This window comes from Providencia sp. R33 (assembly GCF_019343475.1).
GTDB lineage: Bacteria > Pseudomonadota > Gammaproteobacteria > Enterobacterales > Enterobacteriaceae > Providencia.
Map to the genome: position 1 here is coordinate 2,325,317 of NZ_CP072453.1, position 25,328 is coordinate 2,350,644.

Below are 25,328 nucleotides of genomic sequence, written 5' to 3' on the forward strand. Positions count from 1 at the left end.
TAACCTTACTAATAATAATGAAATGAAGTTTAAAAAATAAGTTCGAGCCTTGCTGGTTTATTCAAATTAGTTAAATAAGACTCCCCCATCGTTAAGTATTCATCGATACAAAAATGCCGATATCTATTACTAGATATCGGCATTTAATTAAATCACATTCGCTATTATTGCTGCAATGGGGCTTCAATTGCTGGGCTATCTTGCCCAAAACCTTTCAGACCAACTACATGCACATGCTCATTATTACCAAACACTTTACGTACCAGCTTATAGGTGGTGCCTTTTTCAGGGCTGATATTTTCAGGTGCCGCAATAATTAATTGCATTTCCAACCTATCACACAGTTCAAAGAGCGTGGCAATCGATTTTGCATCCAATCGAGCTGCCTCATCCAAGAACAGCAAGCGGCAAGGAATAATATCTTTCGCACGTAAACGGCGCGATTCCTCTTCCCAGCTTTGCACAACCATGACTAGGATAGACATCCCCGTACCAATCGCTTCACCAGTTGATAACGCACCACTTTCTGCTTTTAACCAACCATCTGAACCGCGGTTAACCTCTACATCTAACTCCAAATAGTTACGGTAATCTAACAGCTCTTCACCGATAGTTTGTGGTAAACGCTGCCCAACATCCACTTGTGGATTCAGACGTTGATACAGTTTTGCCATCGCTTCAGAGAACGTTAAGCGCTGGCTAGTGAATAAGTCTTGGTGCATTTCGCTTTCTTCGGATAGCACGCTCAGTAACAATGCATGGCTTTCTCGAATATTGACGTTTAGACGTACCCCTTTAACCTGACCAAATGCTACCGCTTGTAACCCTTGGTTCAACATACGGATACGGTTTTGCTCACGCTGGATAGTTTTGCGGATAATATTTGCCACACTTTTCGAGCTAATGGCCAGTTTTTGCTCACGTGCAGTTAATTCTTCCGTTAAACGCGCAAGCTCAATTTCCATTTGCTCAATCGCATCGATTGGGTCATCGGTGCGAATGATATCTTGGCGAATACGCTCACGCAGGTGCTGATAAACAGCAATAAAGAATTGGATCTTACGCTCTGGGTGTTTTGGATCTTCCGATAAACGTAAAACATCACGTAAATGTTCGTTATCTGAAACAGCTAAACGTAATGCCCCCAGTGCCTTATCCGACATCGAACGCAGACTGTCACCATCTGTGTACGCAAGTTCTCGGCGGTGTAAACGGCGTTCAACGCCGTTATCTTTCACTAAACGCATCACCGCACACCAACCAGCTTTGGCGGAAACGACTTGCTCACGAAGCTGGAAGTAGTCTTTTTCAAGTTTGCGCAGACGCTTTTGTAAGTTATCCATTTCAGCTTCACAAAGCGTCAGCTGTTTTTCTAACTGGTTAATGCGGCTGCGGTTTTCCATTACTCGTTGATGTAGTTCATCACGGCGAATACGAGCACGTTCTTGCGCATCTGGGTCGGCTTTTACACCGATTTCCTGCATCTCGACTTCTAACTCTTTCAGCATTTCCTGCTTCGTGTCAAAAGAGCTACGTAATGAGGCAAAAACTTGGTGATATTGGGCAGACTGAGCTTGGTGCTGACGTAGCTGCTCGCGAGCACGCGTACGTTCTGTCTCCGCTTGCTCTAAACGTTGGCGTAATTTTTCGTTGAGGTCGGCATTTTCATTGACCATACCCGTCGAGTCACTGTAACTAAAGTGAGCACGGCGTTGAACAACTTCAACCACAGCAAAGGCTTGCTGTTTCGCATTTTGCTGCGCGTGTTTTGCAGTATCATAATCTTTGCGCAATTGGTCGTGCTGCTCAGGATCGCTGAGTAATACCGTCACAATTGGCTCTAATTTTTCTAACGCATGACCATGTTTATTTAGGAAATGTGCCGCTTCTTCTGCTTCAATCAGCTCTTCACTAATTTCTTCTGCTCTATCTGCCAAGGTCTCATCTAGCAGTAACCCCATTTGAGGTAAAAGGCGATTCAAAGAGGCTAAGCTTTCTTTACCTTGAGCAAACTGTTGGCGTTGCTGAGATGTTTGCTCTTCGAATTGGCTTAAAGCACGCTCTAGTTCAGTACGTTTTTGATTTAACGTCCGAATTTCGGCTTCAGGGTCATCTTCAAACGCCACAGAAATATGCTGACCAATAAAACGGCTGAATGCTTGGTGTGCACGCTGAATTTTTTGCACATCAAAAGAGAGTGTCGCATAACGCTCTGCGAGCTCATCACGTTCTGCTGTGAGCGACTCTAAATGGCTTTCACGCGCTGCGCGACCAAACAGTGGCAATTCAGGGTATCGCGAATAACGCCATTGACGCTCAGATGAACGCACTAATACTGCATTTTCAAACTCTTGTGCATCAAAAACGCTATCATCGAAAGAAGATGGGTCCCCCTCGATAAAATACACATCATCAGGGCAATCTTGTAGTGAATCCAGCTGACTACGAACTGCATCAAGGTCTTGTACCACGATACCGTGACGAGCTGGACCGTACAGCGCAGAGAAATAAGCAGCATCTTCAATGGTAATATCATCATAGATTTCAGACAGTAAAACACCATTGAAACGCTCTGCCAGCGCTAACATGCGACTGTCTTCTGCCCCACTTGGCTGGCTTAAACGCTCGATTTGTTTTTCAAGGTCGCGGCGCTGGGCTGCAACTTCATCACGCTCAACGGTAATTTCACGCTCTTGCTCCAGCAATTGCTGCATAAACTCAGTAACTGCGGTGCTTGAATCAAATGTTTCGTTCGATTGTTCGTTCAGTTGTGTTAACGCTTCTTGAGCAACAATCCACGCTGGGGCTTTCGCTGAAAGTTGAGCAATACGTTGGCGAATTTGTTCCAACTCTTGGCGCATTTGCATGCGTCTTTCGCCACTTTCATTGACACCAATACTTAATTCTTCTTGCTGAGCTTCAAGCTCTGCCATTAATGCATCAAGTTCATCTGGCTCATAGCTTTGGCCTTGGCGTTTACAAAATTCTGCGAGTAACCTTTCTGCATTTTGCTGGCTACTTAAACGCTGTTGTAATTCAGATAGTTGCATGCGTAAAGGTTGAACACGCTCAGCCAAATGCTGTTGGGATGACCAATCGCGCAATAATACTCGTGCTTGTTGATAGGCATCGCTGCGGCTAACCTCACCCACCATGTTCTTAACGAGTTGATAAGCTTGCTCAAATTGGCTATGCGCAGCATCTGCAACACTCATTTTTTGTTCAAGCGCCAATAAAGCTTCTGTCGCTTGCTGTTCGCGGGCCTCAAACGTGTCTAACCATTCATCTGCATTATCGATGGTTAATTCAGGTAATTGACACAACTCACGCGCACGGTTCAGCGCATGCAACGCTTGTTGATATTGAATGGCTCGGGTTTGCTGTACATCAAGTGCTTGCTGGTAATCGGCGAGCTGATTTTTTAACTCATCAACTTCAATTTCAGCTGCTTCAGCACGCGCCTCAAATTCTTCTTGTGATTCAGTCGCTTCTGCAACAACTTCACTTTGTTCTTCAAGGCGATATGTTAGCTCTTCGATATCAGCTTGATAACGGTCAATTTTCTCTTGTTGGCGCAGTGCTGCTTGCACTAAGTTTAAGTGGTCACTCGCTGCTTGGTAGTCCGCTTCTAATTCTGTCGACGAGCCATTTTGTTCATTTAATTCACGCGCCATTTCAACGCTGCGAACTTGCTCAACACGGAGTTGCTTACGGCTGGCATAGAGTTCATTGCGCGCCGCCAATGCTGCATCAAGGTGAATTCGTCGCTCATTTGAGTGACGCATGTAATCCGCAGAAACATAATCTGTGGCTTGGCTAATCAAATGTTTGAATAGGTCGCGGTCTGATTGCGTAACACGAATAGCTTCAAGAGTTAAACGGTTTTCTCGTAATGCCGCTTCCATATCTTGGAAAGCTTTACGAACCCCACTGTTTTCTGGCAGTAAATAGTCGCGTAGTGAGCGTGTGATCGCACTTGAAATCCCGCCATATAGCGATGCTTCAATAAGACGGTAATATTTACTGCGATCCCCTGCTGAACGCAGACGTTTAGGCAATACGCCTAATTCAAACAGAATCGAATGATAATCTGTAATCGAGTTAAATTGCTTGAATAAAATACCTTCTTGCTCTTCAAGTCTTTCTTTTAACTCATTTAATGGAATAACTTTGGCCTGACGGCCGTCAATCACTTCCGTTAAAATTTCTGTCGGTACAGTGGCAAGTGGCACACCTTGCACCATAAATGGCTTAATATCGACTTTTTTATCACGTCCAGCCACTTGTTGTAAGCGCACACCGACCATGACGCGCTGGTGTTTTGAGTTCAGCACATCCAAAATGGCATAACAGACGCCAGGACGTAATTTACCGTGTAAACCTTTATCACGGGAACCTGATGTCGCCCCCGCCTCTGTGGTATTACGAAAATGCAGCAAGGTTAAATCAGGGATCATGGCAGTAATAAACGCCGCCATGGTGGTTGATTTACCCGCACCGTTTCCCCCTGAAAGCGTGGTCACCAGCTCATCAAGGTCAAAAGTTCGAGCAAAAAAACCGTTCCAATTAACCAGCGTCAGTGAGCGAAATTTTCCGCGTTCAATCATTATTCTTCATCCTCATCACTTTCTGCTGGGTCTTGGCTATCTTCGACTTCATCTTCATCACTGTCTTTAAGTGATAATTCACCATCAAGGGAAATCGCTTCACCATCACGGATCATACGTAATTGGGCATCTTGCGGGTTATCACCGCTGCGCACATCAGCACCAAAACGGAAAACCGATTCACTAATAATAAATTTACTCGAATCATTTTGCAGAAAATGCACCATCCCTAAACGGCGTAAACGGTTTAGGGAGGTTCTTAGTTTTTCCTGCAATTTTTGTTTATCAAGGTCAGAGCCTGTCGAGCGTTGATTAACAAATTTCAATAATTTGCTTTCATCCGCCAGCGATAACAGCTCCTCAAATAACTCTTGTGAGGTAAAAATACCTTGGTTGCTTAAGCGTTCAGGGCTCAAATAGAGGTAACAAAGAATTTTCCCTACCATCATATCCAACTCAGACAACACAGAGCGTGGAATTAATGTGGTTGAGCGAGGGCGCAGATAGAAAAAACCTTCAGGCGCACGAATTAACTCAACGTTATAACGTGCATAAAATTGCTCTAACGCTTCCTGAAAATCCATCAAAAATGCGTGGTTATCAAGGTCATCAACGCTAATATGGCGACCTGAACGCAATTGGCTGTCTAGCTCTGGAAAAATCGGGTTAGCTAATGCTTGAGCCAGCTTAACTGGCATAAATTGTTCAATATTTGTCGATGACATGTGCCTGTACCTTGGCTCCGTGATCATTAATAGCTTGCCATTCTGCCGGTAACCCCGCCAAATCAGCCTCTGCGATACCTAATCTTACAGCTTGATCAATAATAATTCGCGCCACATCAAAATGACGTTTTTGCGGATACTGCTGCAAGTAATCATGTAATACACGACCAACATCTAATGGACGTTGCTCTGTTTTGTAGAACGCGAGCTCTGCTTCCATTAGTTCTGCAAGCCTATCATTTAATTCGCTAAATTCTTCAAATTCCAGCTCTGGCGGTAACTCACCCGTGACTTCTTCATCATGCAAGGCAAGCTCTTCATCTCGCATATCAAATAACCGCTCAGCATTGGTGTAAGTGAGTGCCCAAGGGCTATCGAGATAATGTTGAACTGACTGGCGTAACCGCTGAGAAAATATACGGTTTTTATCCATATCAATCGCGGTACGGATAAATTTATGTACGTGGCGGTCATAGCCAATCCAAAGATCAATAGACTGTTGCCCCCAACTCACAATACGGTCTAATTTATTTTGCAAATCAAAGACTAACCTATCAACCATATCGGAAAACACAGGTGCGTTCATATTTGCTTCTTGGATACGTAACAAGTTGGCTTGCAGTTTATCCCCTGCAGCTTCTAACGTATCTTGCAATTCCCTAAGTGTTCCAGAGGTTTCTGACAGTAATTGCTCACAGTTGGCAATCGCCGCTTGCCAATCTTGGTTTAGCAGCGCTGCAATATCTTCTTTTACAGAGTTTTGTTGCTCATCCATGATCCGCTGGGATAAATCAATGCTATCAAAGATTTCAGCGACAGAATATTTTAGTGGGGCAAAAACGTAACGGTGCCAATAAAACTCATCACCACCTTCTTCGGCTGCTTCTGCCGCACGTTGCAATTCTCCTGCAACGATAGAAAGTTGCATCGAAAGCCGCAACGTTGAAAACTCACGCTGGCGAATGTAATAGTCACTAATACCAATACCCAATGGGGTTAAACGATAGATTGCATTGCCTTCGACAATATCACTGGCAAAACGGTTAAATATTTTCTGGCGTACCATATCATTAATGGCATTGTTTGCCCGTACCGCCAGTGATTCAGTGGTTTGCTCAAACCCTTTACAGACCTCACGGAAGGCATCGACCAATTCCACTTCGCTCATCTCACCATTTACCCGCTCGCTGTTCAATACAGCAACGGCAAGTAAAAACGCTAAACGTTCAGCGGGAAGTGAAATTGCAAAATCGTTTTTTCGTGCCCAAGACACGAGCTCAGGGACGGTCTGGGAAAAATCACTCATAAATCGTCCTTTTGTATTTGTTTGCGTGCCATGACATGAATGTAACGCCCCATGCTGATATACGGTTCTTCACGGCAATATTGTTGTTCAAGCGCCAACAACGCAGGAAAATCTTTTTGCTGTAACTGCCGACTTTGCAAATAATCATGGAAAACTCGGACACCACTTTTCCCTAAGATATCCATCTTACACTCAGCTAACCACTCATCAACTTGTTGAGGAAATAGCGGTTTTTGCGGTGACAACGAACGTTTACGGCGACGTTGGATATGTGGTGTTGCAAGATGAAAATTGCCTAAAATTGCATTACGCATCACCAAGCCATTTGCATTATAGAACATGACAGAAAATACGCCTTCTGGTCTGATTATATCTGCCAGCTGTTCAATTGCATATTTTTGATCGCTAATCCATTCAAGAACCGCGTGAAAAAGAACAAGGTCAACCGGTTCATCAACATATTGTGCGATATCTTGTACCGCACAATGGACAAACTGCATGTTACCAATAATTCCCTCTTCTTCCGCTAACTCACGAGCGCGCTCCAACATCTCTTCGGATAAATCGCAAAGTGTGATTTGATGGCCTAATGCAGCTAATTTGCGCGAAAAATGACCTTCTCCACCACCTGCATCAAGGATCCGTAGCGTTTTTCCCTTAAACTGAGTCTCTAATAGTTGAGTTAAGTCCTGCCAAACCACCGCTTCGCGTATCTTTCCTTTGGTCGTTCCGTAGATATTTTTTGCAAATTTATCGACAATATCATCAAAGTTGCGGTCTGCCATGTGCTATCCAGTTGCCTATCATTCGTCATTTACAGCGTATTTATGGGGCAATTTGTCGCAAAAACATCCAAAATTCGTCAGTTTCATCCAGATCTTGATGAAAATTTATCTAATCATGAATATTATCACTGAGTATTGTGCTTATCACACAAGATGTTGGCGACAATTGAAACGTAAATTATAACAGATAATAGCTATATTTTTGCATAGTAGTTTATTTTGCTCAGCGAATTTCATTTTGGCATTATTAACGTTAATTTTCGTTGTCTTATGTAGCAAATTTGCCAGACTCATACCGAGTATTGGCCGTGGTTAGTTCCCTGAATATAGGCTTGATTATGTTATTTTTCTTAAAGAAGTACATTGGCTCACTTTTAATGCCATTGCCACTATTGCTCATTATCGGGGCTATCGGACTGCTTTTGCTGTGGTTTACTCGTTGGCAAAAATGGGGAAAAAGCTTAACAACCGTGAGTTTAGTGCTCATCGCACTACTTGGATTACAACCCGTTTCAGACAGCTTGCTGGCACCTATCGAGGGTAAATTCAATAAACGCTATGAATTAATCACAGAAAACCCACCACAAGATATCAAATACATCGTGGTCTTAGGCGGCGGCTTTACCTATAACCCAGACTGGAGTCCAAGCGCTAATTTATTGAGCAACAGTCTACCAAGAGTCACCGAAGGCGTACGTTTATACCTTAAACACCCTGGGAGTAAGCTGATATTCACAGGCGGAAAGGCCAGTAGCACGATAAGCAGTGCCGAGGTTGCTGCTAAAGTTGCACAGTCATTGGGAGTTCCTGAGTCAGATACGATCCCACTTACTGAGCCCAAAGATACGCAAGAAGAGGCTTACGAAGTTGAGAAAATTATTGGAAAAACACCATTTTTGCTTGTGACATCGGCTAATCATTTGCCAAGAGCCATTACAATGTTTACTGATAGAGGTATGCAACCTTATCCAGCCCCTGCAAATCAATTAGCCATTAGCAGCGGCATTAATCCATGGGAAAAATACATTCCTTCAGCCTATTACTTCGGCCATAGCGAGCGGGCTTGGTACGAATTTATTGGCACGATTTGGTGGCATATAAAACCCGACAATACTCAAGCCTTGGAAGAACCACTCAGCACGCCTGAATTAGTTGTTTCCGAATAAAAACAAAAAGGCGTAACTCATTAAGGTTACGCCTTTTTTGTCATATTAACTCATTGGTGAAAAACAAATAACGACTTATGATAAGAATTGTTTTCTCACCAATTCTAGGTCTTCGGGTGTATCAACACCTGCACCAGGTGTCACTTTAGCAACATCCACATGAATTTTTTCACCATACCAAAGCACTCTAAGCTGCTCAAGCATTTCGATTTTCTCTAGTGGGCTAGCTTCCCAGTGAATATAACGGCGAATAAAGCCTGCACGGTAAGCATAGATACCAATATGACGTAGGAAAAAATCACCTATTAAATCATGGCTTTTCGCAAAATTATCTCTATCCCATGGGATGGTTGCACGAGAAAAGTACAATGCATACCCTTCATTATCCGTGACCACTTTCACTGCATTTGGGTTGAAAGCTTCATGTGCATCATAAATTGGAACAGCCAGAGTGCCCATATTCGCTTTACTACCTTGAAGGTTATGAGCGACTTGGCTAATAATTTCAGGCGGAATTAAAGGCTCATCGCCCTGCACATTCACAATGATTTCATCATCAGAGAAGCCATATGTATCAATAACCTCAGCCAATCTTTCCGTACCCGATTGGTGATCAGGGTTAGTCATACAAGCCTCGCCCCCCGCAGCAATAACCGCATTCGCTACATCTTGGTGGTCTGTTGCGACAATCACTCGGTTCGCACCTGATTTAATGGCTTGCTCCATCACTCGAACAACCATCGGTTTACCATGGATATCAGCCAACGGCTTGCCGGGTAAGCGGGTTGAGGCATAACGAGCAGGAATAATAACCGTAAACATGGCGATTATTGTCCTTCATCTAATGAGACTTGGCGTGCTTCGTTTTCGAGTAAAACGGGGATGCCATCACGAATGGGATAGGCCAGATGGTCAAACTTGCAGATAAGTTCGAGGTGTTCTTTGTTATAACTTAATTTGCCATGGCAAACAGGGCAGGCAATGATTTCAAGTAAACGGTGATCCATGTTTTCTCCCGAATGGATTTAACTCACTTGGAGTCAGGATATCACATGCAGATATCACCGTTAACTTTAATCTTTCTGATTAAGATCTCCTGCGAAGATGAGAGGATGAAAGCAGGAGAAATTGTGCTGTTATTTCTAGTAAGCAATAACGTCAGCGGCCGTTATGCCATCGGAACTACGTGTTAAGCAAAACTCGACGTTTTGACCTTCGAATAATGATTTGATTTTTTTATTAGCAATTGATTTTGTTGTCACAAATACATCATCTCCACCTTTCGATGGTGAAATAAAACCGTAACCTTCTTTTGCGTCAAACCATTTAACTCGACCCATATGTAATTGAAAATTCATATTAAAACTCCTTTTGTTCTAAGAACAATACCTTTTTATTTTTGTATCATTACTCTTTCTTGCTTCCCATTTATAAATTGCCGATCTATTAATACATTAAAGAGTAATCAAATTTTTACCAATTCATGCACTAAAATTATTGTGCATCTATTATAACGCCCATAAATATAGATTTCAGGCACCACGCATCTACTGTGAAGTTAACAGTCTATTTTGACATTATGATGACAAAACTAAGTAACAACGATTTAACAGCGTTGATGTGCGAGGATATGAAGACTAACTAAAGAACGGAGCGTGAAATTAAGCTAGTATAAAATCCAATTATTACTGTATTGCATCTAGATACATAATAATTAGACCTATATCACAGTGGCGATATTATTATCATAGTGAAGTGTTAGTGGCAAGTGTTTTTGTTATTTGTGATAAGTTTTTTTATTTTACTTAGGATTTTTTGCTCATCATTGGATGATAATTGTGCTTTCACGGGTAAAAACCACCAATTGGACTGCGCAAATGAGCGGCATTTAACTGCATCTTTTTCAGTCATCAGTAAGCTCTGGGTAGGCTTAACAAGTGCGGAAAGTTGCTGTTGTTCATAATCTTGATGGTCAGCAAAAGCGTGGGTACTCACCAATGCTACCCCTTTATTTTCTAAAGAAGCAAAAAAGCGGGGCGGATGCCCAATGCCAGCCATTGCAACTACGGATTGAAGCTGAGTAACAGGCTGTTTTTCTGACGTCACAATATTAACGGCGGTGTCACCTTCAAGAGTCATTAATACTTCGCTCCCCTCTGGCTGACCACCATTAACAATTAATGCATTCACGCTATTTAAGCGGCCAGCACGCTCTCGCATTGGTCCTGCTGGTAACCACCATCCATTACCGAAACGACGCTGCCCATCAATCACAACGATTTCATAATCACGTTGCAATGCATAGTGCTGCAAACCATCATCAGTGATGATCACATCCAATTCATGCAATTCTAATAATGCTTTGATTGCATCACTGCGCTTAGGAGCTACTGCAACGGGGGCTTTAGTGCGATGGTAAATTAGAACAGGCTCATCGCCAGCAGCTGTTGTTGGTGTATTTTCATCGAGAACAAGTGGGTAACTCTCCGCTTTTCCACCATATCCGCGAGATACCACTCCCACACGATAGCCTTCCTTTACTAACGACTCAACCAACCAGATGACTACTGGCGTTTTGCCATTACCTCCAGCTGTGAGGTTACCCACCACAACCACAGGTATTGGCGCTTTCCAAGAACGACTTAGTCCTACTTTATAGGCTGCATGTCGAACCACTGTTATCAATCCATAAAGAAAAGATAATGGTAACAGTAAGACATACAACCATGATTTGCCGGACCAAATACGCTCTATCATTGTTTAAATTGAATACTGTGTAATTGAGAATAAGCCCCATTTTGCGCTAGCAGCGCTGTATGCGTACCGCGTTCAATGATACGACCATCTTGTACAACCAAAATTTCATCTGCATTCTCAATTGTTGATAACCGGTGTGCTATCACCAATGATGTTCTATTTTTCTGTAGTTCATCCAGTGCAGCTTGAATTGCACGTTCTGATTCGGTATCAAGTGCTGATGTAGCTTCATCAAGGATCAAAATTGGCGCATCACGTAATAAAGCACGCGCAATTGCAATACGCTGACGTTGCCCACCCGAAAGCATGACACCATTTTCACCAATTACTGTATCTAACCCTTTATCAAGCTTAGCAATAAAGTCCATGGCGTAGGCCATTTCAGCTGCTTTTTCAATTTGCTCACGGCTATAGCTACCATCGGTTGCATAAGCAATATTATTCGCTATCGTATCGTTAAAAAGGTAAACATGTTGCGATACAAGTGCAACTTGGCTACGCAATGATGAAAGAGTGTAATCACGAATATCATGGCCATCAATTTGGATAGAACCTTTATCAATGTCATAAAAACGCGTGATCAGGTTAGCTATTGTCGATTTACCAGAACCTGAGCGCCCAACTAATGCAACTGATTTCCCCGCAGGTAAAGTAAAAGAAATATCATCTAATGCAGGATGCTCTTTTGTCGCATAGGTAAACGTGACATTCTCAAATTTGATATCACCCTTCACATCCTTGAGAACTTTTGTGCCGTCATCTTTTTCTTGCTCAGAATCTAAGATAGCAAATAATGTTTGGCAAGCGGCCATACCACGTTGGAATTGTGCGTTAACATTCGTTAATGATTTTAACGGGCGCATTAATGCAAACATCGATGAGAAAACAACTGCAATGGTACCAGAAGTAAGTTCATCACGAATATCAGGAAAACTGGCCGCATACAAAACGAATGCAAGAGCAAATGAGGCAATCAACTGTACGATTGGGTCCGATATTGCAGATGCGGTTACCATTTTCATATTTTGACGGCGCATATTGTTACTGACTTTATAAAAACGCTCAGTTTCAACTTTTTGACCACCAAAGATTAAAACTTCTTTGTGCCCTTTTAGCATTTGTTCCGCACTAGCAGTTACATGCCCCATGCCTGTTTGCATGTTTTTGCTGATTTTGCGAAAACGCTTAGAAACAATACGGATAGTAATGGAAACGACAGGAGCGATAACAATCAAAATGAGAGACAATTGCCAGCTATAATAAAACATCATCGTAAATAAACCGATGATATAAGCGCTTTCACGAATAATTGTAATTAAAGCACCTGAAGATGAAGACGCAACTTGTTCGGAATCATAAGTAATACGAGATAAAAGCGTTCCTGTTGATTGTTGGTCAAAAAAACTGACAGGCATTCCCATCATATGGCCAAAAAGTTTGCGGCGCATATTCATCACCACTTTACCTGCAACCCAAGAAACACAGTACGTTGAGACAAAGCTAGAACCACCACGGACAACCATTAAACCTAACACAGCGAGTGGTAGCCATTTTAACACGTCGTTATCGGCTTTATCGAAACCTTCATCTAATAAAGGTTTTAATAACGAAATCATGAACGCATCACCAGCAGCGTTTATAATAAGAGCTATTGCTGCAACAATTAAGCCCACTTTAAAAGGCGCAATAATTGGCCACAAGCGGCGAAAAGTTTGTTTTGTCGAAAGGTCTTTATCATTCATACTTTTAATTACCAGACTTAATGTAAGCGCACTATTCTACTCGGGAAATAGCGGTAAGCCAAACCACAGATGATACCAACGTGGGTAAATTTCATCGCGATAGCTATGAATACTAATATTTTCTTTTTTAAACCATAAAGTTAACTGACCTTTCTCTGCAGTATTTAACCACTGGATATTATTTTTTTTATACCTTTCGTAGACCTTTTCCGACGGGATTTTCCATGCACTGTACCTTGCAGATGAAAGTAAAACCATAGATGGTTGAACATTTCTTAACAATAGATTTGTTGATGACGTTTTGCTGCCATGGTGTGGCGCAAACAAAATAGAAGAACGAAGGCTTTGTTTATAAGCTTCAACTAATTTTTCCTCCCCCTTCTTTTCTATATCTCCAGTCAATAAAATTTTATGGTGCCCATCTGTAAACTGTATAACACACGAATCATTATTATGGGAAATAGCCGACAATTTTTCTGGCCACAAAACTTCAAACGTCAACTTTCCCCATTGCCATCTTTGCCCTTTAACACAGGGTAAATGTATCATTTGTTTGATTTTACTTCTTTTTGGTTTCGTTTTAATGAGATGATTTCCAAAACTACTTCGCACATTTAGCCATGGATACTGTTTTAATAGATCACTAACACCACCAGTGTGATCTAAATGATTGTGACTTAAAATCATACCCATTGGTATTACCCCTTTTTGTTTTAGGAAAGGAATGATTTGTCTTTTGGCATTGCTATGCCCTTTCCAAGAGTTCCCTGTGTCATATAAGTAAGCTAAATTATTTTGTTCAATAATAACGGCTAATCCATGCCCAATATCGAGTAGTGTCATACTCCAATCATGCTCAGACTTTTTATTATTGCTCCGCTCTATAAAAATCAAAACAACAATGCAGCCAATCAGAGAAAGATACGTTCTGTACCACCTAAATAGGCATATTAGAGCCACAGACCAGCAGATGAATAATAGATAATAGGGTATATTAAAAAGATCCATCCAATAACGGCTAAAAAAAGGTAGCGGAAGCAATCCAAAATCAATGACTCTATCTATAAAATCAAAAATTAAATTTTGTAACATTATATTTGGTACTAAAAAAATAGCCAATATTGCGGGTGCCACCCCCCAAGATATCAATGGAACAAACCATAAATTAGCAAATATGCTCATGAAATTAATGCCATTAAATACGATGACTTGCATTGGTATTAATAAAACCAATAACCCAACCTGTAAATGAACTAATCCAATGACTTTACCAATAATTTTCTTTTGAATTAGATGTGTAGATAAAGGAAAAACTCTCAACCAATACAAAATAGCTAAAACAGCAAAACTCGATAACCAAAAGCTATCTGATAAAATAGCAAGTGGATCAAACAATAAAATGCCTGCGACACTCCATAATGCCCACTGCCAAGAAAAGTATAATGACGGTCTGTTTCTGATATAAACCCATAAGAACAATGAAAATAGTGCCCTAGCTGCTGGGATCGCAAAGCCAGAAATCCATGCATACAATAATGCTAATGTTAAACCTAATACAGTTGGAATAACTTGATTCATAAAACGAATAGGAAGCACATACTGTACTCCTCTAGCTATAAGAAGCCCTAAACAATAAGCCAACCCGATATGTAGGCCAGAGATCGCCATTAAGTGGGTTAAACCCGTTTGCTGCAGTAAGCGCGAGTGTTTTTCAGACAATAGCGCTCTTTCTCCAAACATTAACCCATATATAATCCCAACATTTCTTAAATTGCTCATTGGCTCCATAAAATGATTGATTATTTTTTGCCTTGTCGAGCATTCAGAGTTCAATACCGTATTCTGCTTACTTTTTAGTGTACCAATAACTCGTTGTGATAATTGGTGCCGCTGCTGGTTGAAACTTCCTTCATTCAAAGAGTTATGTAAGGGTTTTAGCTTACTATTAATTCTCCATGACTGCCCTGCACATATAGTTTGTTTGCTTTTCCATATAGCATAAAGTGGGGGAAATATTTCTTTATTATTAACTTTGTCGATTCTAATTTTAATTTTCTTCTCTTTGCCTTCAGATTGTAGCCTGATGACAGTTATGTCCAAATAATGATATTTTATTGATAACGAGTAAATATTATTGTTTATGTTATTCCCATGCCAATTTCCCCATAGAAAAAAAACCATCACCAACAAAATAAATCTGGTAATTTTATTCAAAAAATAAACAAATAACAAAAAAACAGAAGTAAACAAAATAATAACTGAATCATTAATATTTAAAAGTTTAGGCATGAATAGCAAGGGTAATATTCCACCAATAACAGCGAATGATACCAATGTTAAGGACAATTTTTGGTCTTTATATTTCCACACTCTATTTTTTCTTTGAAAAAATTTCATTTTAAATTTTATTTCTTATTTGCATTTAAATATTGCACCTAATTTACCCCTTATTAGATTAACTTTTAATTCATAAATATAACGTTATAAAGCGCTTCCCAAAAAAATTTATAAAGAGTATTAATTACAAAATTTTTGCGAAGCGCTTCGCAATCATAGGTCGTTAAATATTATTTTAGTTTTCATAGAACTATTTTAGTTTATTCTAAAGATAACGTTGGTGTTGGTGTTGGTGTTGGTGTTGGTGTTGGTGTTGGTGTTGGTGTTGGTGTTGGTGTTGGTGTTGGTGTTGGTGTTGGTGTTGGTGTTGGTGTTGGTGTTGGTGTTGGTGTTGGTGTTGGTGTTGGTGTTGGTGTTGGTGTTGGTGTTGGTGTTGGTGTTGGTGTTGGTGTTGGTGTTGGTGTTGGTGTTGGTGTTGGTGTTGGTGTTGGTGTTGGTGTTGGTGTTGGTGTTGGTGTTGGTGTTGGTGTTGGCCAGCGTATAAAAAAACAGCGCCGTATAAGATACAAGCGCTGTTTGATGTAATAATTAAGACTTACAGTCTATTATTGACCGTAAATATTTACACGATCACGTAACTCTTTACCTGGTTTGAAGTGGGGAACGTATTTACCTTCCAGTTCCACTTTGTCACCTGTTTTTGGGTTACGGCCAACGCGTGGTGCACGGTAGTGAAGAGAAAAACTGCCGAAACCACGGACTTCAATACGCTCACCGCTAGCTAACGTATCAGCCATATGCTCAAGAATTTCCTTTACAGCTTCCTCAACGGTTTTTGCTGAAAGATGAGATTGCTGGCTAGCCAGTCTTTCAATCAACTCAGACTTGGTCATAGTACCTCCCTAAACTACCGCTACAAAGGGGCAACATTGTCGTTGCCCCCACTTAATTATTCGCCTTTAGCTGCTTTGAAAGCTTCAGCCATAGCATTGTTGCCGAATGCTGTATCTTCTTGTTTGTTCACAGCTGCGACAGCGTCTTTCTCATCAGCTTCGTCTTTAGCGCGAACAGACAGGTTGATTACACGGTTTTTACGATCAACACCAGTGTATTTAGCTTCAACATCATCACCAACGTTCAGAACCAGAGTTGCATCTTCAACACGGTCACGTGAAGCTTCTGATGCACGCAGGTAACCTTCAACGCCCAGTGTCAGCTCAACAGTTGCACCTTTAGCATCAACTGCGATTACTTTACCAGTTACGATTGCGCCTTTCTTAGTTACTGCTAAGTAGTTATTGAATGGATCTTCAGCTAACTGTTTAACACCTAAAGAAATACGCTCACGCTCTGCGTCGACTTGCAGAACAACAGCTGCGATTTCGTCACCTTTTTTGTATTCACGAACTGCTTCTTCGCCTGCAACGTTCCAGGAGATGTCAGACAGGTGAACCAGGCCATCGATGCCGCCGTCCAGTCCGATGAAGATACCGAAGTCAGTGATAGACTTGATTTTACCTTCAACGCGGTCGCCTTTGTTGTGAGTTTCTGCAAATTGCTGCCATGGGTTAGATTTGCATTGTTTCAGGCCCAGTGAGATACGACGACGTTCTTCATCGATATCCAGAACCATAACTTCAACAACATCACCAACGTTAACAACTTTAGATGGGTGGATGTTTTTGTTAGTCCAATCCATTTCTGAAACGTGAACCAGACCTTCAACGCCTTCTTCGATTTCTACGAAGCAACCATAGTCAGTCAGGTTAGTAACACGACCAGTCAGTTTAGTACCTTCTGGATAACGTTTAGCGATTGCGACCCAAGGATCTTCGCCCAGTTGTTTCAGACCCAGAGAAACACGAGTGCGCTCACGGTCGAATTTCAGAACTTTAACATTGATTTCATCACCAACGTTGACGATTTCGCTTGGGTGTTTAACACGTTTCCAAGCCATGTCAGTGATGTGCAGCAGGCCGTCAACACCGCCCAGATCAACGAATGCACCGTAGTCAGTAAGGTTCTTAACGATACCTTTAACTTCCATGCCTTCTTGCAGATTTTCCAGCAGTTGATCGCGCTCAGCGCTGCTTTCAGATTCAATTACAGCACGACGAGAAACAACAACGTTGTTGCGTTTCTGATCCAGCTTGATTACTTTGAACTCAAGCTCTTTGCCTTCCAAGTGCGTAGTATCACGAACTGGGCGTACATCTACCAGTGAACCTGGTAAGAACGCACGAATGCCGTTCAGTTCAACAGTGAAACCACCTTTAACTTTACCGTTGATAATACCAGTTACAGTTTCAGCTTCTTCGTAAGCTTTTTCCAGCATCAGCCATGCTTCATGACGTTTAGCTTTCTCACGAGACAGGATAGTTTCACCGAAACCATCTTCTACTGCATCCAGAGCTACATCGATTTCGTCGCCAACTTGGATTTCTAGCTCACCCTGAGCATTTTTGAACTGTTCTACTGGGATAGCAGATTCTGATTTAAGACCTGCGTCTACCAGGACTACGTCTTTGTCGATAGCAACAACAGTACCACGGACGATAGAACCAGGACGAGTTTCAATATTCTGCAGGGATTCTTCAAAGAGTTGAGCAAAAGATTCAGTCATATTAATGATCTTCAAGAGTTTTAAATTAACGTCCACTTAGCTTCCCGCCAAATGGGGTTGTTTCACATACCCGACAACATTCCATGTCGCAAGGTTGATGTTATGCTAATTAAATAACCAGCATAACGGTAAGTGCGTATATTATCTAATTATAAGCTAAAATAAAGCCTATAATCACGATAATTGTAGAATTTTTTTTGCGTAGGTGCGTGCTTTTTCAATAACTTCCTCAATAGACATACTTGTGGAGTCCAGCACTAACGCGTCTTTCGCGGCAATAAGAGGCGCGACGGAACGGTTACGATCACGAAAATCACGCTCCTCAATTTCGCTCAAAAGACGTTCAAAATTAACATCAAAGCCCTTTTCTTGCAACTGCTTCATGCGCCGATGCGCACGTTCCTCTGCTGAAGCATCAAGGAAAATTTTCACTGGAGCATCAGGAAACACGACGGTTCCCATGTCACGGCCATCTGCAATTAACCCAGGCATCGAGCGAAATGCTCGTTGACGTCTTAATAATGCTTCTCTAACACGAGGAAAAGTCGCAGTTTGCGAGGCTGTGTTACCAACAGTTTCCGTTCTTATTTGATTGGAAACATCCTCACCTTCTAAAATGACTTTTAATACATTTTCCTCAGGAACAAAGCGGACATCTAAGTTCGCTGCAAGAGGCACTAACGCATCTTCTGATTGGATATCAACATGGTGATGCAGTGCAGCTAATGCCAACACGCGATATATTGCACCTGAGTCTAAAAGTTGCCATCCAAAATCGTTTGCTAATGCTTGGCAAAGAGTCCCTTTACCTGCTCCGCTAGGTCCATCAATTGTGATTACAGGGGCGATTGCCACCATAATAAATCTCCTTTCCTGCAGATAGCCTTAGCTACCTACAATTGAATTCAGTGAAGGTATTATACCAATTCATCAACTTTGTGAAATAAGCAGGTTCTGATGATTATAATAAAATAGGAGAAAGTTGATTTTTAGGCGGAACGAAAAGGGTTGATATTTAGACTTTGACATCAACCCTTTAAATCAATTGATTAACTTAAACGAGCCAATTGCTCAAAATAGTCGGGGAAGGTTTTTGCTGTACAGCCTGGGTCTAAGATAGTCACAGGTGTATCCGAAAGAGCCACTAAAGAGAAACACATCGCAATACGATGGTCATTATAAGTTTCAATTTCAGCATGCTTTAATTTTTTCGGGGGGACTACTCGAATATAATCATGCCCTTCCTCTACTTCTGCGCCAACTTTACGTAGCTCAGTAGCCATCGCATATAACCGATCAGTTTCTTTTACTCGCCAGTTATAGATATTACGAATGACTGTTTCACCTTCTGCAAATAATGCAACAGTACCAATGGTCATTGCAGCATCAGGGATAGCATTCATATCCATATCAATCCCTGTTAATGTTCCTCGCTCACATTCGACAAAATCATCCCCCCAGCGAATGGTTGCGCCCATTTTTTCCAGCACATTGGCAAACTTGGTGTCACCTTGCAAGCTGTTACGGCCAATCCCCGTAACTCGCACTGTACCACCTTTAATTGCCGCAGCGGCTAAGAAATAAGAGGCAGAAGACGCATCACCTTCAACCAAGTATTCACCTGGTGATTGGTATTGTTGCTGGCCTTTAATAATAAAATGCTGATATTGATGATTTTCCACTTCAACACCAAAGGTTTTCATTAACGCTAAGGTGATATCAATATACGGCTTAGACACTAATTCACCGATAATTGAAATGGTTGTGTCTTGCTCGGCACGTGGCGCTGCCATTAATAATGCAGTTAAAAACTGGCTGGATACCGAGCCATCAACCGAAATTTTCCCGCCAACAAACCCGCCTCTCAGGCGAATGGGTGGATAGTTTTCTTGCTCTAAGTAATCAATAACTGCGCCACCTTCCCTTAGCGAATCCACTAGATGGCCAATTGGGCGCTCTTTCATACGAGGTTCGCCAGTGAGCACAATATCATTATGACTCAATGACAAAGCCGCAGTCAGTGGGCGCATTGCGGTTCCCGCATTCCCTAAAAATATTTCTAGCGCATCTGGATGAGACAAATTTCCGCCTAAGCCTTCCACACGACAACGTGTTTTATCTTCAGAGAGTTGATAATTCACATCTAGCAAGCTTAATGCATTCAGCATATGGCGAATATCATCACTGTCTAATAAATTAGTGAGTGTGGTCGTTCCTTTGGCCATCGCCGCTAATAGCAGTGCGCGGTTTGAGACACTTTTTGACCCTGGCAAGTTTATTGTGCCGTTAATTGAAGAGATAGGTTGTAATGTCAGGGATTGCATAAAAAGCAGTTTCTCCAGTGAAATTTGCAAGTAAATAAAATTTGGCCCTATTTTCTTTTTAATCGAATCGTGAGGGCACAAATAACCGACTGAACATCCTATTTCAGTCGGCAGTTCTCATTATTGTGCGTGATGGCGTTCGAAATCAGCCATAAAATCAACCAATGCCTGCACACCATCTAATGGCATCGCATTATAGATAGACGCACGCATACCACCAGCCACTTTATGGCCTTTTAATGAAAGTAGCCCTTGGTCTTTGGCCTCTTCGATAAATTTTGCATCTAGTGCAGGGTTTTGCATTTGGAAGGGTATGTTCATCCAAGAACGGTTTTCTACCGCAACGCGGTTGATGTAAAACTGGCTATCATCAATAGCATTGTAGAGTAACTGTGATTTTTCATAGTTGCGTTTTGCCATTTCTTGCAAGCCGCCCTGTGCTTTCAGCCATTTGAAAACCATACCCGCTAAATACCACGCAAATGTTGGCGGAGTATTAAACATAGAGTCGAATTTTGCCAATACAGTATAATCAAATACTGATGGCGTTTGCGGGGATGCTTTACCTAGCAAATCTTCACGTATAATCACTATTGTTAAGCCAGCTGGCCCGATATTTTTTTGTGCGCCCGCGTAAATCACACCATAACGGCTAACATCGATAGGCTTAGAAAGGATGGAAGACGAGTAGTCAGCTACAATAATTTTATCTTCAGGAAAATCAGGTTCTTCGTGGATAGCTAAACCACCAATGGTTTCATTAGGGCAATAATGCACATAGGCTGCATCATCACTTAGAGGCCACTCGCTCATAGGTTTTAAACTTACAACACCATCTTTTTCTTCAGTAATGTCGATGACATTCGGTTTGCAATATTTTTCAGCTTCTTTCGCAGCAGATTCAGACCAATAGCCACTAACAATATAATCTGCCGTCGTTTTGCCACCGAGTAAATTCATTGGTAAGGTAGCAAAATGTGCACGGGCACCACCGTGGCAAAATAACACTTTATAGTTATCTGGAATATTTAATAAGTCACGTAAGTTTTGTTCAGCCTCGGACGCCACTTCAATAAAGTCTTTTCCGCGATGGCTGACTTCCATTACCGAAACGCCTAAGCCTTTCCAATTACAAAATTCTTGTTCAGCACGACGCATCACTTCAACAGGCAGCATTGCTGGACCTGCACTGAAATTATAAACCTGACTCATTGACCTCACCCTATCTTCAATTATAGTTAGCAAAATTCACTCAGATACTTAAAGTTGTACCATTGAGAGCCTTTAGCTGCAACGGTTATTGTCACTTGATAATGAAAAGCAATAGGGGAATTTGGGGCAGAATAAAGAAAAGAATTTTGTTAATCTCGTCACACTCTCAACAACCCTAATTTTATGAAGAGATTAACAATAAAAAACAGATAATATCCCGAATTGCCTCCGAAAGTAACAATGCAGGATATTTAAACGAAGGATTGACTAGCTAATCACTTTGCTCACAATTTCGATCGCTTCTTTTTCAATTAGGCGAAGGTGTTCTTCACCACGGAAACTTTCACAATATATTTTGTAAGCTTCTTCGGTTCCTGAAGGCCGTGCAGCAAACCAGCCATAGTCCGTCATAATTTTTAGCCCACCAATGGACGCACCATTACCTGGAGCCGTGGTTAAGCGTTGAGTAATTTTATCCCCAGCTAACGTGTCTGCAGCAACCATCTCTGGAGATAATTTGCTCAGTTTTACTTTTTCTTCGTGAGTTGCTTTAGCTTGAATACGGTTATAAATGGGAGCGCCGAATTTTTCAGCTAATTTATTATACCGTTGCTGTGGATTTTCCCCAGTCACCGCTGTGATTTCAGCGGCTAACAAGCACAGAATGATACCGTCTTTATCTGTTGACCAAGGCGTACCATCAAATTTAAGGAATGATGCGCCTGCACTTTCTTCACCACCGAAACCCAGTTTTCCACTAAATAAGCCATCAACAAACCATTTAAACCCAACGGGAACTTCAACGAGCTCACGACCAATATCGTTAACAACACGGTCAATCATCGCGCTGGAAACCAGTGTTTTGCCAACAGCAACGTCTTTCCCCCACTGCGGGCGATGTTGAAATAAATAGTCAATCGCAACAGCAAGGTAGTGGTTAGGATTCATTAGTCCATCAGGAGTCACAATACCATGTCTGTCATAATCAGGGTCATTAGCAAACGCTAAATCAAACTTCTCTTTCATGCCTAATAGGCCTGCCATTGCCCAACTAGATGAGCAATCCATGCGGATAACACCATCATGGTCGAGCGGCATAAAGCGGAAAGTTTGGTCTAATTGGTCATTAACAATTTCGATATCTAATTGATAATATTCTGCAATTTTTTTCCAGTACTCAATACCTGAGCCACCTAACGGGTCAACACCTATTTTCAGCCCAGACTTTGCAATAACAGCCATATCAACAACTTCGCCAAGTGCAGCCACATAAGGCATGATCAAATCTTGGGCAGTAACATACTCACTCGCCATTGCCTCATCAAAATTGACACGCTTAACACCAACAAGATTATCGGCCAATAATTGATTAGCTTGTTTTTCAATGACTGAAGTTAAATCCGTATCCGCTGGGCCGCCGTTAGCAGGGTTATATTTGATCCCTCCATCTTCTGGCGGGTTATGAGATGGTGTAATAACAATGCCATCCGCAATATCGGAGTGGGACTGGTTATAACTTAAAATGGCATGGGAGACCGCTGGAGTCGGTGTGAAGCCATTATTCTCCTGAACAATGACATGAACTTGATTAGCAGCTAACACCTCAATTACAGTAATAAACGCGGCTTCAGATAATGCATGCGTGTCTTTACCAACGTAACAAGGCCCCGTTACACCTTGCTGTTTACGTAAATCAGCAATCGCTTGTGCAATTGCTAAGATATGATTTTCATTGAAATTTTTACGTAGCGAGCTACCACGGTGGCCTGATGTGCCAAACTTAACGGCATGTGAAGCATTTCCTGACTGAGGCTGCTGCGTATAGTATTGAGCGGTTAATTGAGCGACATTGATCAAGTCACTTTGAAACGGAAGCTGCCCTGCACGTTCATGTATTGTCACTTGTTTTCTCCCAAAGCACTGATGCTCGGTTATCAACATCAGTGAAGTTCAGTTATTAAATGGTATTACTCACTTTTTCAATCACATTTGCGGGAAATTGCATTTCCTGCATGATGGCATCGACCATACTGCGTTTGCGATTGGTATTTGTGTTAGTTATCACCCAGTAAGGTGTGCCGGGGATATGACGAGGCTTTGACTGTTTGCCTGCTGCGAGCAGTGTTTGTTCATCACCTGCAAAGTAAACACGCGTGCGGCCGTGCATAAGTTCAGTTGCACTGGCAAAACGTTTTGCATCTAAACTATACAATGTCGACAATATCATCATAAAGCGGTCAATCGCTTTACTTTTTTCAGCATAAGCATCTGATAATAATAGTTCTCTAACCACTCTGACCGGGTTTTGTGCAACTGCAGGAGCACTCGCTACAGGCTCAGTTTTAATCACCGGTTGTGGCTGATTAATCTCTTTAATTGGTACTGGCTGCCCGGACTTGAAATTTAACATACGGCGCAAGATATCCGATGCACTTTCACCGATATGCTGTGTATGGCTCGCAATATAGCGGTAAAGCTCTTCATCAACTTCTATCGTTTTCATTTTTTCCCAGTACTTATTTAACTAAAATTTGCGGTGTGATTATAAGACAGTTTTAAAAAAAACAAAACAATTAAAATTTCAACAACTTAAAGTAAACATTGTTCTAAGTTCGATGATATTTCAGTATGTTATCGTCCTATTACTTTAGGTATTTTTATTCAGTGCTAACGTTCAATTTTCTGAGTTTCTGTTACAACACATTTATTTTTCATTGATTTGACTAAATATCCTTTATATAAAGATGCAAACTCGAATATTTGGATTTTCACTATAGCCATGACATGATAAGTGACTTACTTCTCTCATTTTTAATACGAAAAATATGACTCTGTTACTCAACCATACTATCCATAAACCCGAAAATCCACTGAGCAATAGCCCAGTCGTTCTTATTCATGGGTTATTTGGCGACCTCAATAATTTGGGCGTACTTGGTCGCGACCTTCAACACTATTTTGATACCATTCAAATTGATGTTCGCAACCATGGTGATTCTTTTCGTGCTGAACAGATGTCTTATCAACAGATGGCACAAGATGTTATTACCCTTATCAAATCACTAGGTTATGAAAGTGCAATTTTAATTGGGCACTCTATGGGTGGTAAAATTGCCATGGCTGCCACTGAAATTGCCCCTGATTTTATTGAAAAAATTGTCGCGATTGACATCGCTCCGGTTGCATATAAAGTTCGCCGTCATGATAAAATTTTTGCGGCACTAGATGCTGTCACCACTGAGCAAGCAAAAAGTCGCCAAGATGCTGCAGCTATTATGCGAAATGAAATAAATGAAGAAGGGGTTATCCAATTTTTACTCAAATCCTTTAAACAAGGTGAGTGGAAATTCAACATCCCTGCCCTTAAAGCTAATTACGAAAAAATTATAGGCTGGGAAACCGTACCATCTTGGGATAAACCTGTCTTATTAATTCCAGGTGGAAACTCTCCTTATGTTCAAGCTGAATATAAAGACGAAATTGCCGCTCAATTTCCAAATGCAAAAGCATGGGTTGTCGCAGATACAGGGCACTGGGTGCACGCAGAAAAACCAGACCATGTATTAAGAGCTATCCATAGATTTTTATCTATACCTCAGTAACCCCTCTATTTATAAAGATATTGAAGTCTTATGTTCTACTTCAATATCTTTATACCAATGATTTGCCATAATAATTAATTTTCAAATAAAAGATTAAGACAAACTTCAATACACAGGCAACATCAAAGCCTGTATTATCTTA

20 protein-coding genes are annotated in these 25,328 nt (G+C 41.4%); 2 read left to right on the top strand and 18 right to left on the bottom strand.

Features of this window, described 5'->3' with window-relative positions; all coding sequences use genetic code 11:
- Positions 1-164 precede the first annotated feature (164 nt).
- From mukB to cmoM, 4 genes are read right to left on the bottom strand one after another with little or no spacing between them, the layout of a single operon-like run.
- A complete protein-coding gene (gene mukB / locus J6836_RS11025) occupies positions 165-4,607 on the bottom strand; it encodes a chromosome partition protein MukB (protein WP_219249251.1) in 4,443 nt (1,480 codons plus the stop codon).
- Positions 4,607-5,332, bottom strand: a complete 726-nt coding sequence (mukE, locus tag J6836_RS11030) for a chromosome partition protein MukE (protein WP_219249253.1) — start codon at positions 5,330-5,332, stop codon at positions 4,607-4,609. The genes mukB and mukE overlap by 1 nt, the downstream gene beginning before the upstream one ends.
- On the bottom strand, positions 5,313-6,638 hold the full coding sequence (mukF, locus tag J6836_RS11035; protein ID WP_219249255.1) for a chromosome partition protein MukF: 1,326 nt from the start codon (positions 6,636-6,638) through the stop codon (positions 5,313-5,315). Before mukF ends, mukE begins: the two co-directional genes overlap by 20 nt.
- Positions 6,635-7,423 (bottom strand): tRNA uridine 5-oxyacetic acid(34) methyltransferase CmoM, encoded by a 789-nt coding sequence (gene cmoM, locus J6836_RS11040; RefSeq protein WP_219249257.1) that lies wholly within the window; start codon positions 7,421-7,423, stop codon positions 6,635-6,637. The genes mukF and cmoM overlap by 4 nt, the downstream gene beginning before the upstream one ends.
- Before the next feature lie 338 nt (positions 7,424-7,761).
- Here cmoM and elyC point away from each other — a divergent pair, with 338 nt between their 5' ends.
- Entirely contained in the window at positions 7,762-8,589 is an 828-nt protein-coding gene (gene elyC / locus J6836_RS11045; RefSeq protein WP_219249259.1) for an envelope biogenesis factor ElyC, read from the top strand.
- Positions 8,590-8,664: 75 nt separating this feature from the next.
- On the opposite strand, the gene kdsB is transcribed toward elyC, so the two are convergent.
- The 14 genes from kdsB to seqA form a co-directional block, all read right to left on the bottom strand.
- A complete protein-coding gene (gene kdsB, locus J6836_RS11050) occupies positions 8,665-9,411 on the bottom strand; it encodes a 3-deoxy-manno-octulosonate cytidylyltransferase (protein WP_219249261.1) in 747 nt (248 codons plus the stop codon).
- 5 nt (positions 9,412-9,416) lie between these two features.
- Positions 9,417-9,596, bottom strand: coding sequence for a Trm112 family protein (locus tag J6836_RS11055; RefSeq protein ID WP_206086646.1), 180 nt, complete (start codon positions 9,594-9,596; stop codon positions 9,417-9,419).
- A 135-nt stretch (positions 9,597-9,731) separates the two neighbouring features.
- Positions 9,732-9,947, bottom strand: coding sequence for a cold-shock protein (locus tag J6836_RS11060; RefSeq protein ID WP_219249263.1), 216 nt, complete (start codon positions 9,945-9,947; stop codon positions 9,732-9,734).
- A 400-nt stretch (positions 9,948-10,347) separates the two neighbouring features.
- On the bottom strand, positions 10,348-11,346 hold the full coding sequence (lpxK, locus tag J6836_RS11065; protein ID WP_219249265.1) for a tetraacyldisaccharide 4'-kinase: 999 nt from the start codon (positions 11,344-11,346) through the stop codon (positions 10,348-10,350).
- Positions 11,343-13,088, bottom strand: a complete 1,746-nt coding sequence (msbA, locus tag J6836_RS11070; RefSeq protein WP_219249267.1) for a lipid A ABC transporter ATP-binding protein/permease MsbA — start codon at positions 13,086-13,088, stop codon at positions 11,343-11,345. The genes lpxK and msbA overlap by 4 nt, the downstream gene beginning before the upstream one ends.
- Positions 13,089-13,124: 36 nt before the next feature.
- Positions 13,125-15,485 (bottom strand): DNA internalization-related competence protein ComEC/Rec2, encoded by a 2,361-nt coding sequence (locus tag J6836_RS11075; protein WP_219249269.1) that lies wholly within the window; start codon positions 15,483-15,485, stop codon positions 13,125-13,127.
- 200 nt (positions 15,486-15,685) lie between these two features.
- Positions 15,686-15,994 carry a hypothetical protein gene (locus J6836_RS11080; protein WP_219249271.1) on the bottom strand — a complete coding sequence of 103 codons (309 nt, stop codon included), beginning with the start codon at positions 15,992-15,994 and terminating at the stop codon, positions 15,686-15,688.
- A gap of 36 nt (positions 15,995-16,030) precedes the next feature.
- The gene (gene ihfB / locus J6836_RS11085) at positions 16,031-16,318 is read right to left on the bottom strand and encodes an integration host factor subunit beta (RefSeq protein WP_006813582.1); all 288 of its coding nucleotides are present in this window, start codon (positions 16,316-16,318) and stop codon (positions 16,031-16,033) included.
- 56 nt (positions 16,319-16,374) lie between these two features.
- Positions 16,375-18,048 (bottom strand): 30S ribosomal protein S1, encoded by a 1,674-nt coding sequence (rpsA, locus tag J6836_RS11090; RefSeq protein ID WP_219249487.1) that lies wholly within the window; start codon positions 18,046-18,048, stop codon positions 16,375-16,377.
- A 174-nt stretch (positions 18,049-18,222) separates the two neighbouring features.
- Complete coding sequence (gene cmk / locus J6836_RS11095) at positions 18,223-18,906, bottom strand: (d)CMP kinase (protein ID WP_219249272.1); 684 nt, start codon at positions 18,904-18,906, stop codon at positions 18,223-18,225.
- A 191-nt stretch (positions 18,907-19,097) separates the two neighbouring features.
- The gene (gene aroA / locus J6836_RS11100; RefSeq protein ID WP_219249274.1) at positions 19,098-20,372 is read right to left on the bottom strand and encodes a 3-phosphoshikimate 1-carboxyvinyltransferase; all 1,275 of its coding nucleotides are present in this window, start codon (positions 20,370-20,372) and stop codon (positions 19,098-19,100) included.
- A gap of 120 nt (positions 20,373-20,492) precedes the next feature.
- The gene (gene serC / locus J6836_RS11105; protein WP_219249276.1) at positions 20,493-21,584 is read right to left on the bottom strand and encodes a 3-phosphoserine/phosphohydroxythreonine transaminase; all 1,092 of its coding nucleotides are present in this window, start codon (positions 21,582-21,584) and stop codon (positions 20,493-20,495) included.
- 267 nt (positions 21,585-21,851) lie between these two features.
- Positions 21,852-23,486: a phosphoglucomutase (alpha-D-glucose-1,6-bisphosphate-dependent) gene (gene pgm / locus J6836_RS11110; RefSeq protein WP_219249278.1), complete on the bottom strand. Its 1,635-nt coding sequence runs from the start codon at positions 23,484-23,486 to the stop codon at positions 21,852-21,854.
- Between the two features lie 55 nt (positions 23,487-23,541).
- Positions 23,542-24,087 (bottom strand): replication initiation negative regulator SeqA, encoded by a 546-nt coding sequence (gene seqA / locus J6836_RS11115; RefSeq protein WP_219249280.1) that lies wholly within the window; start codon positions 24,085-24,087, stop codon positions 23,542-23,544.
- A gap of 322 nt (positions 24,088-24,409) precedes the next feature.
- Between seqA and ybfF the strand changes: the two genes are divergently transcribed.
- Positions 24,410-25,186 carry an esterase gene (gene ybfF, locus J6836_RS11120; protein WP_219249282.1) on the top strand — a complete coding sequence of 259 codons (777 nt, stop codon included), beginning with the start codon at positions 24,410-24,412 and terminating at the stop codon, positions 25,184-25,186.
- Positions 25,187-25,328 lie beyond the last annotated feature (142 nt).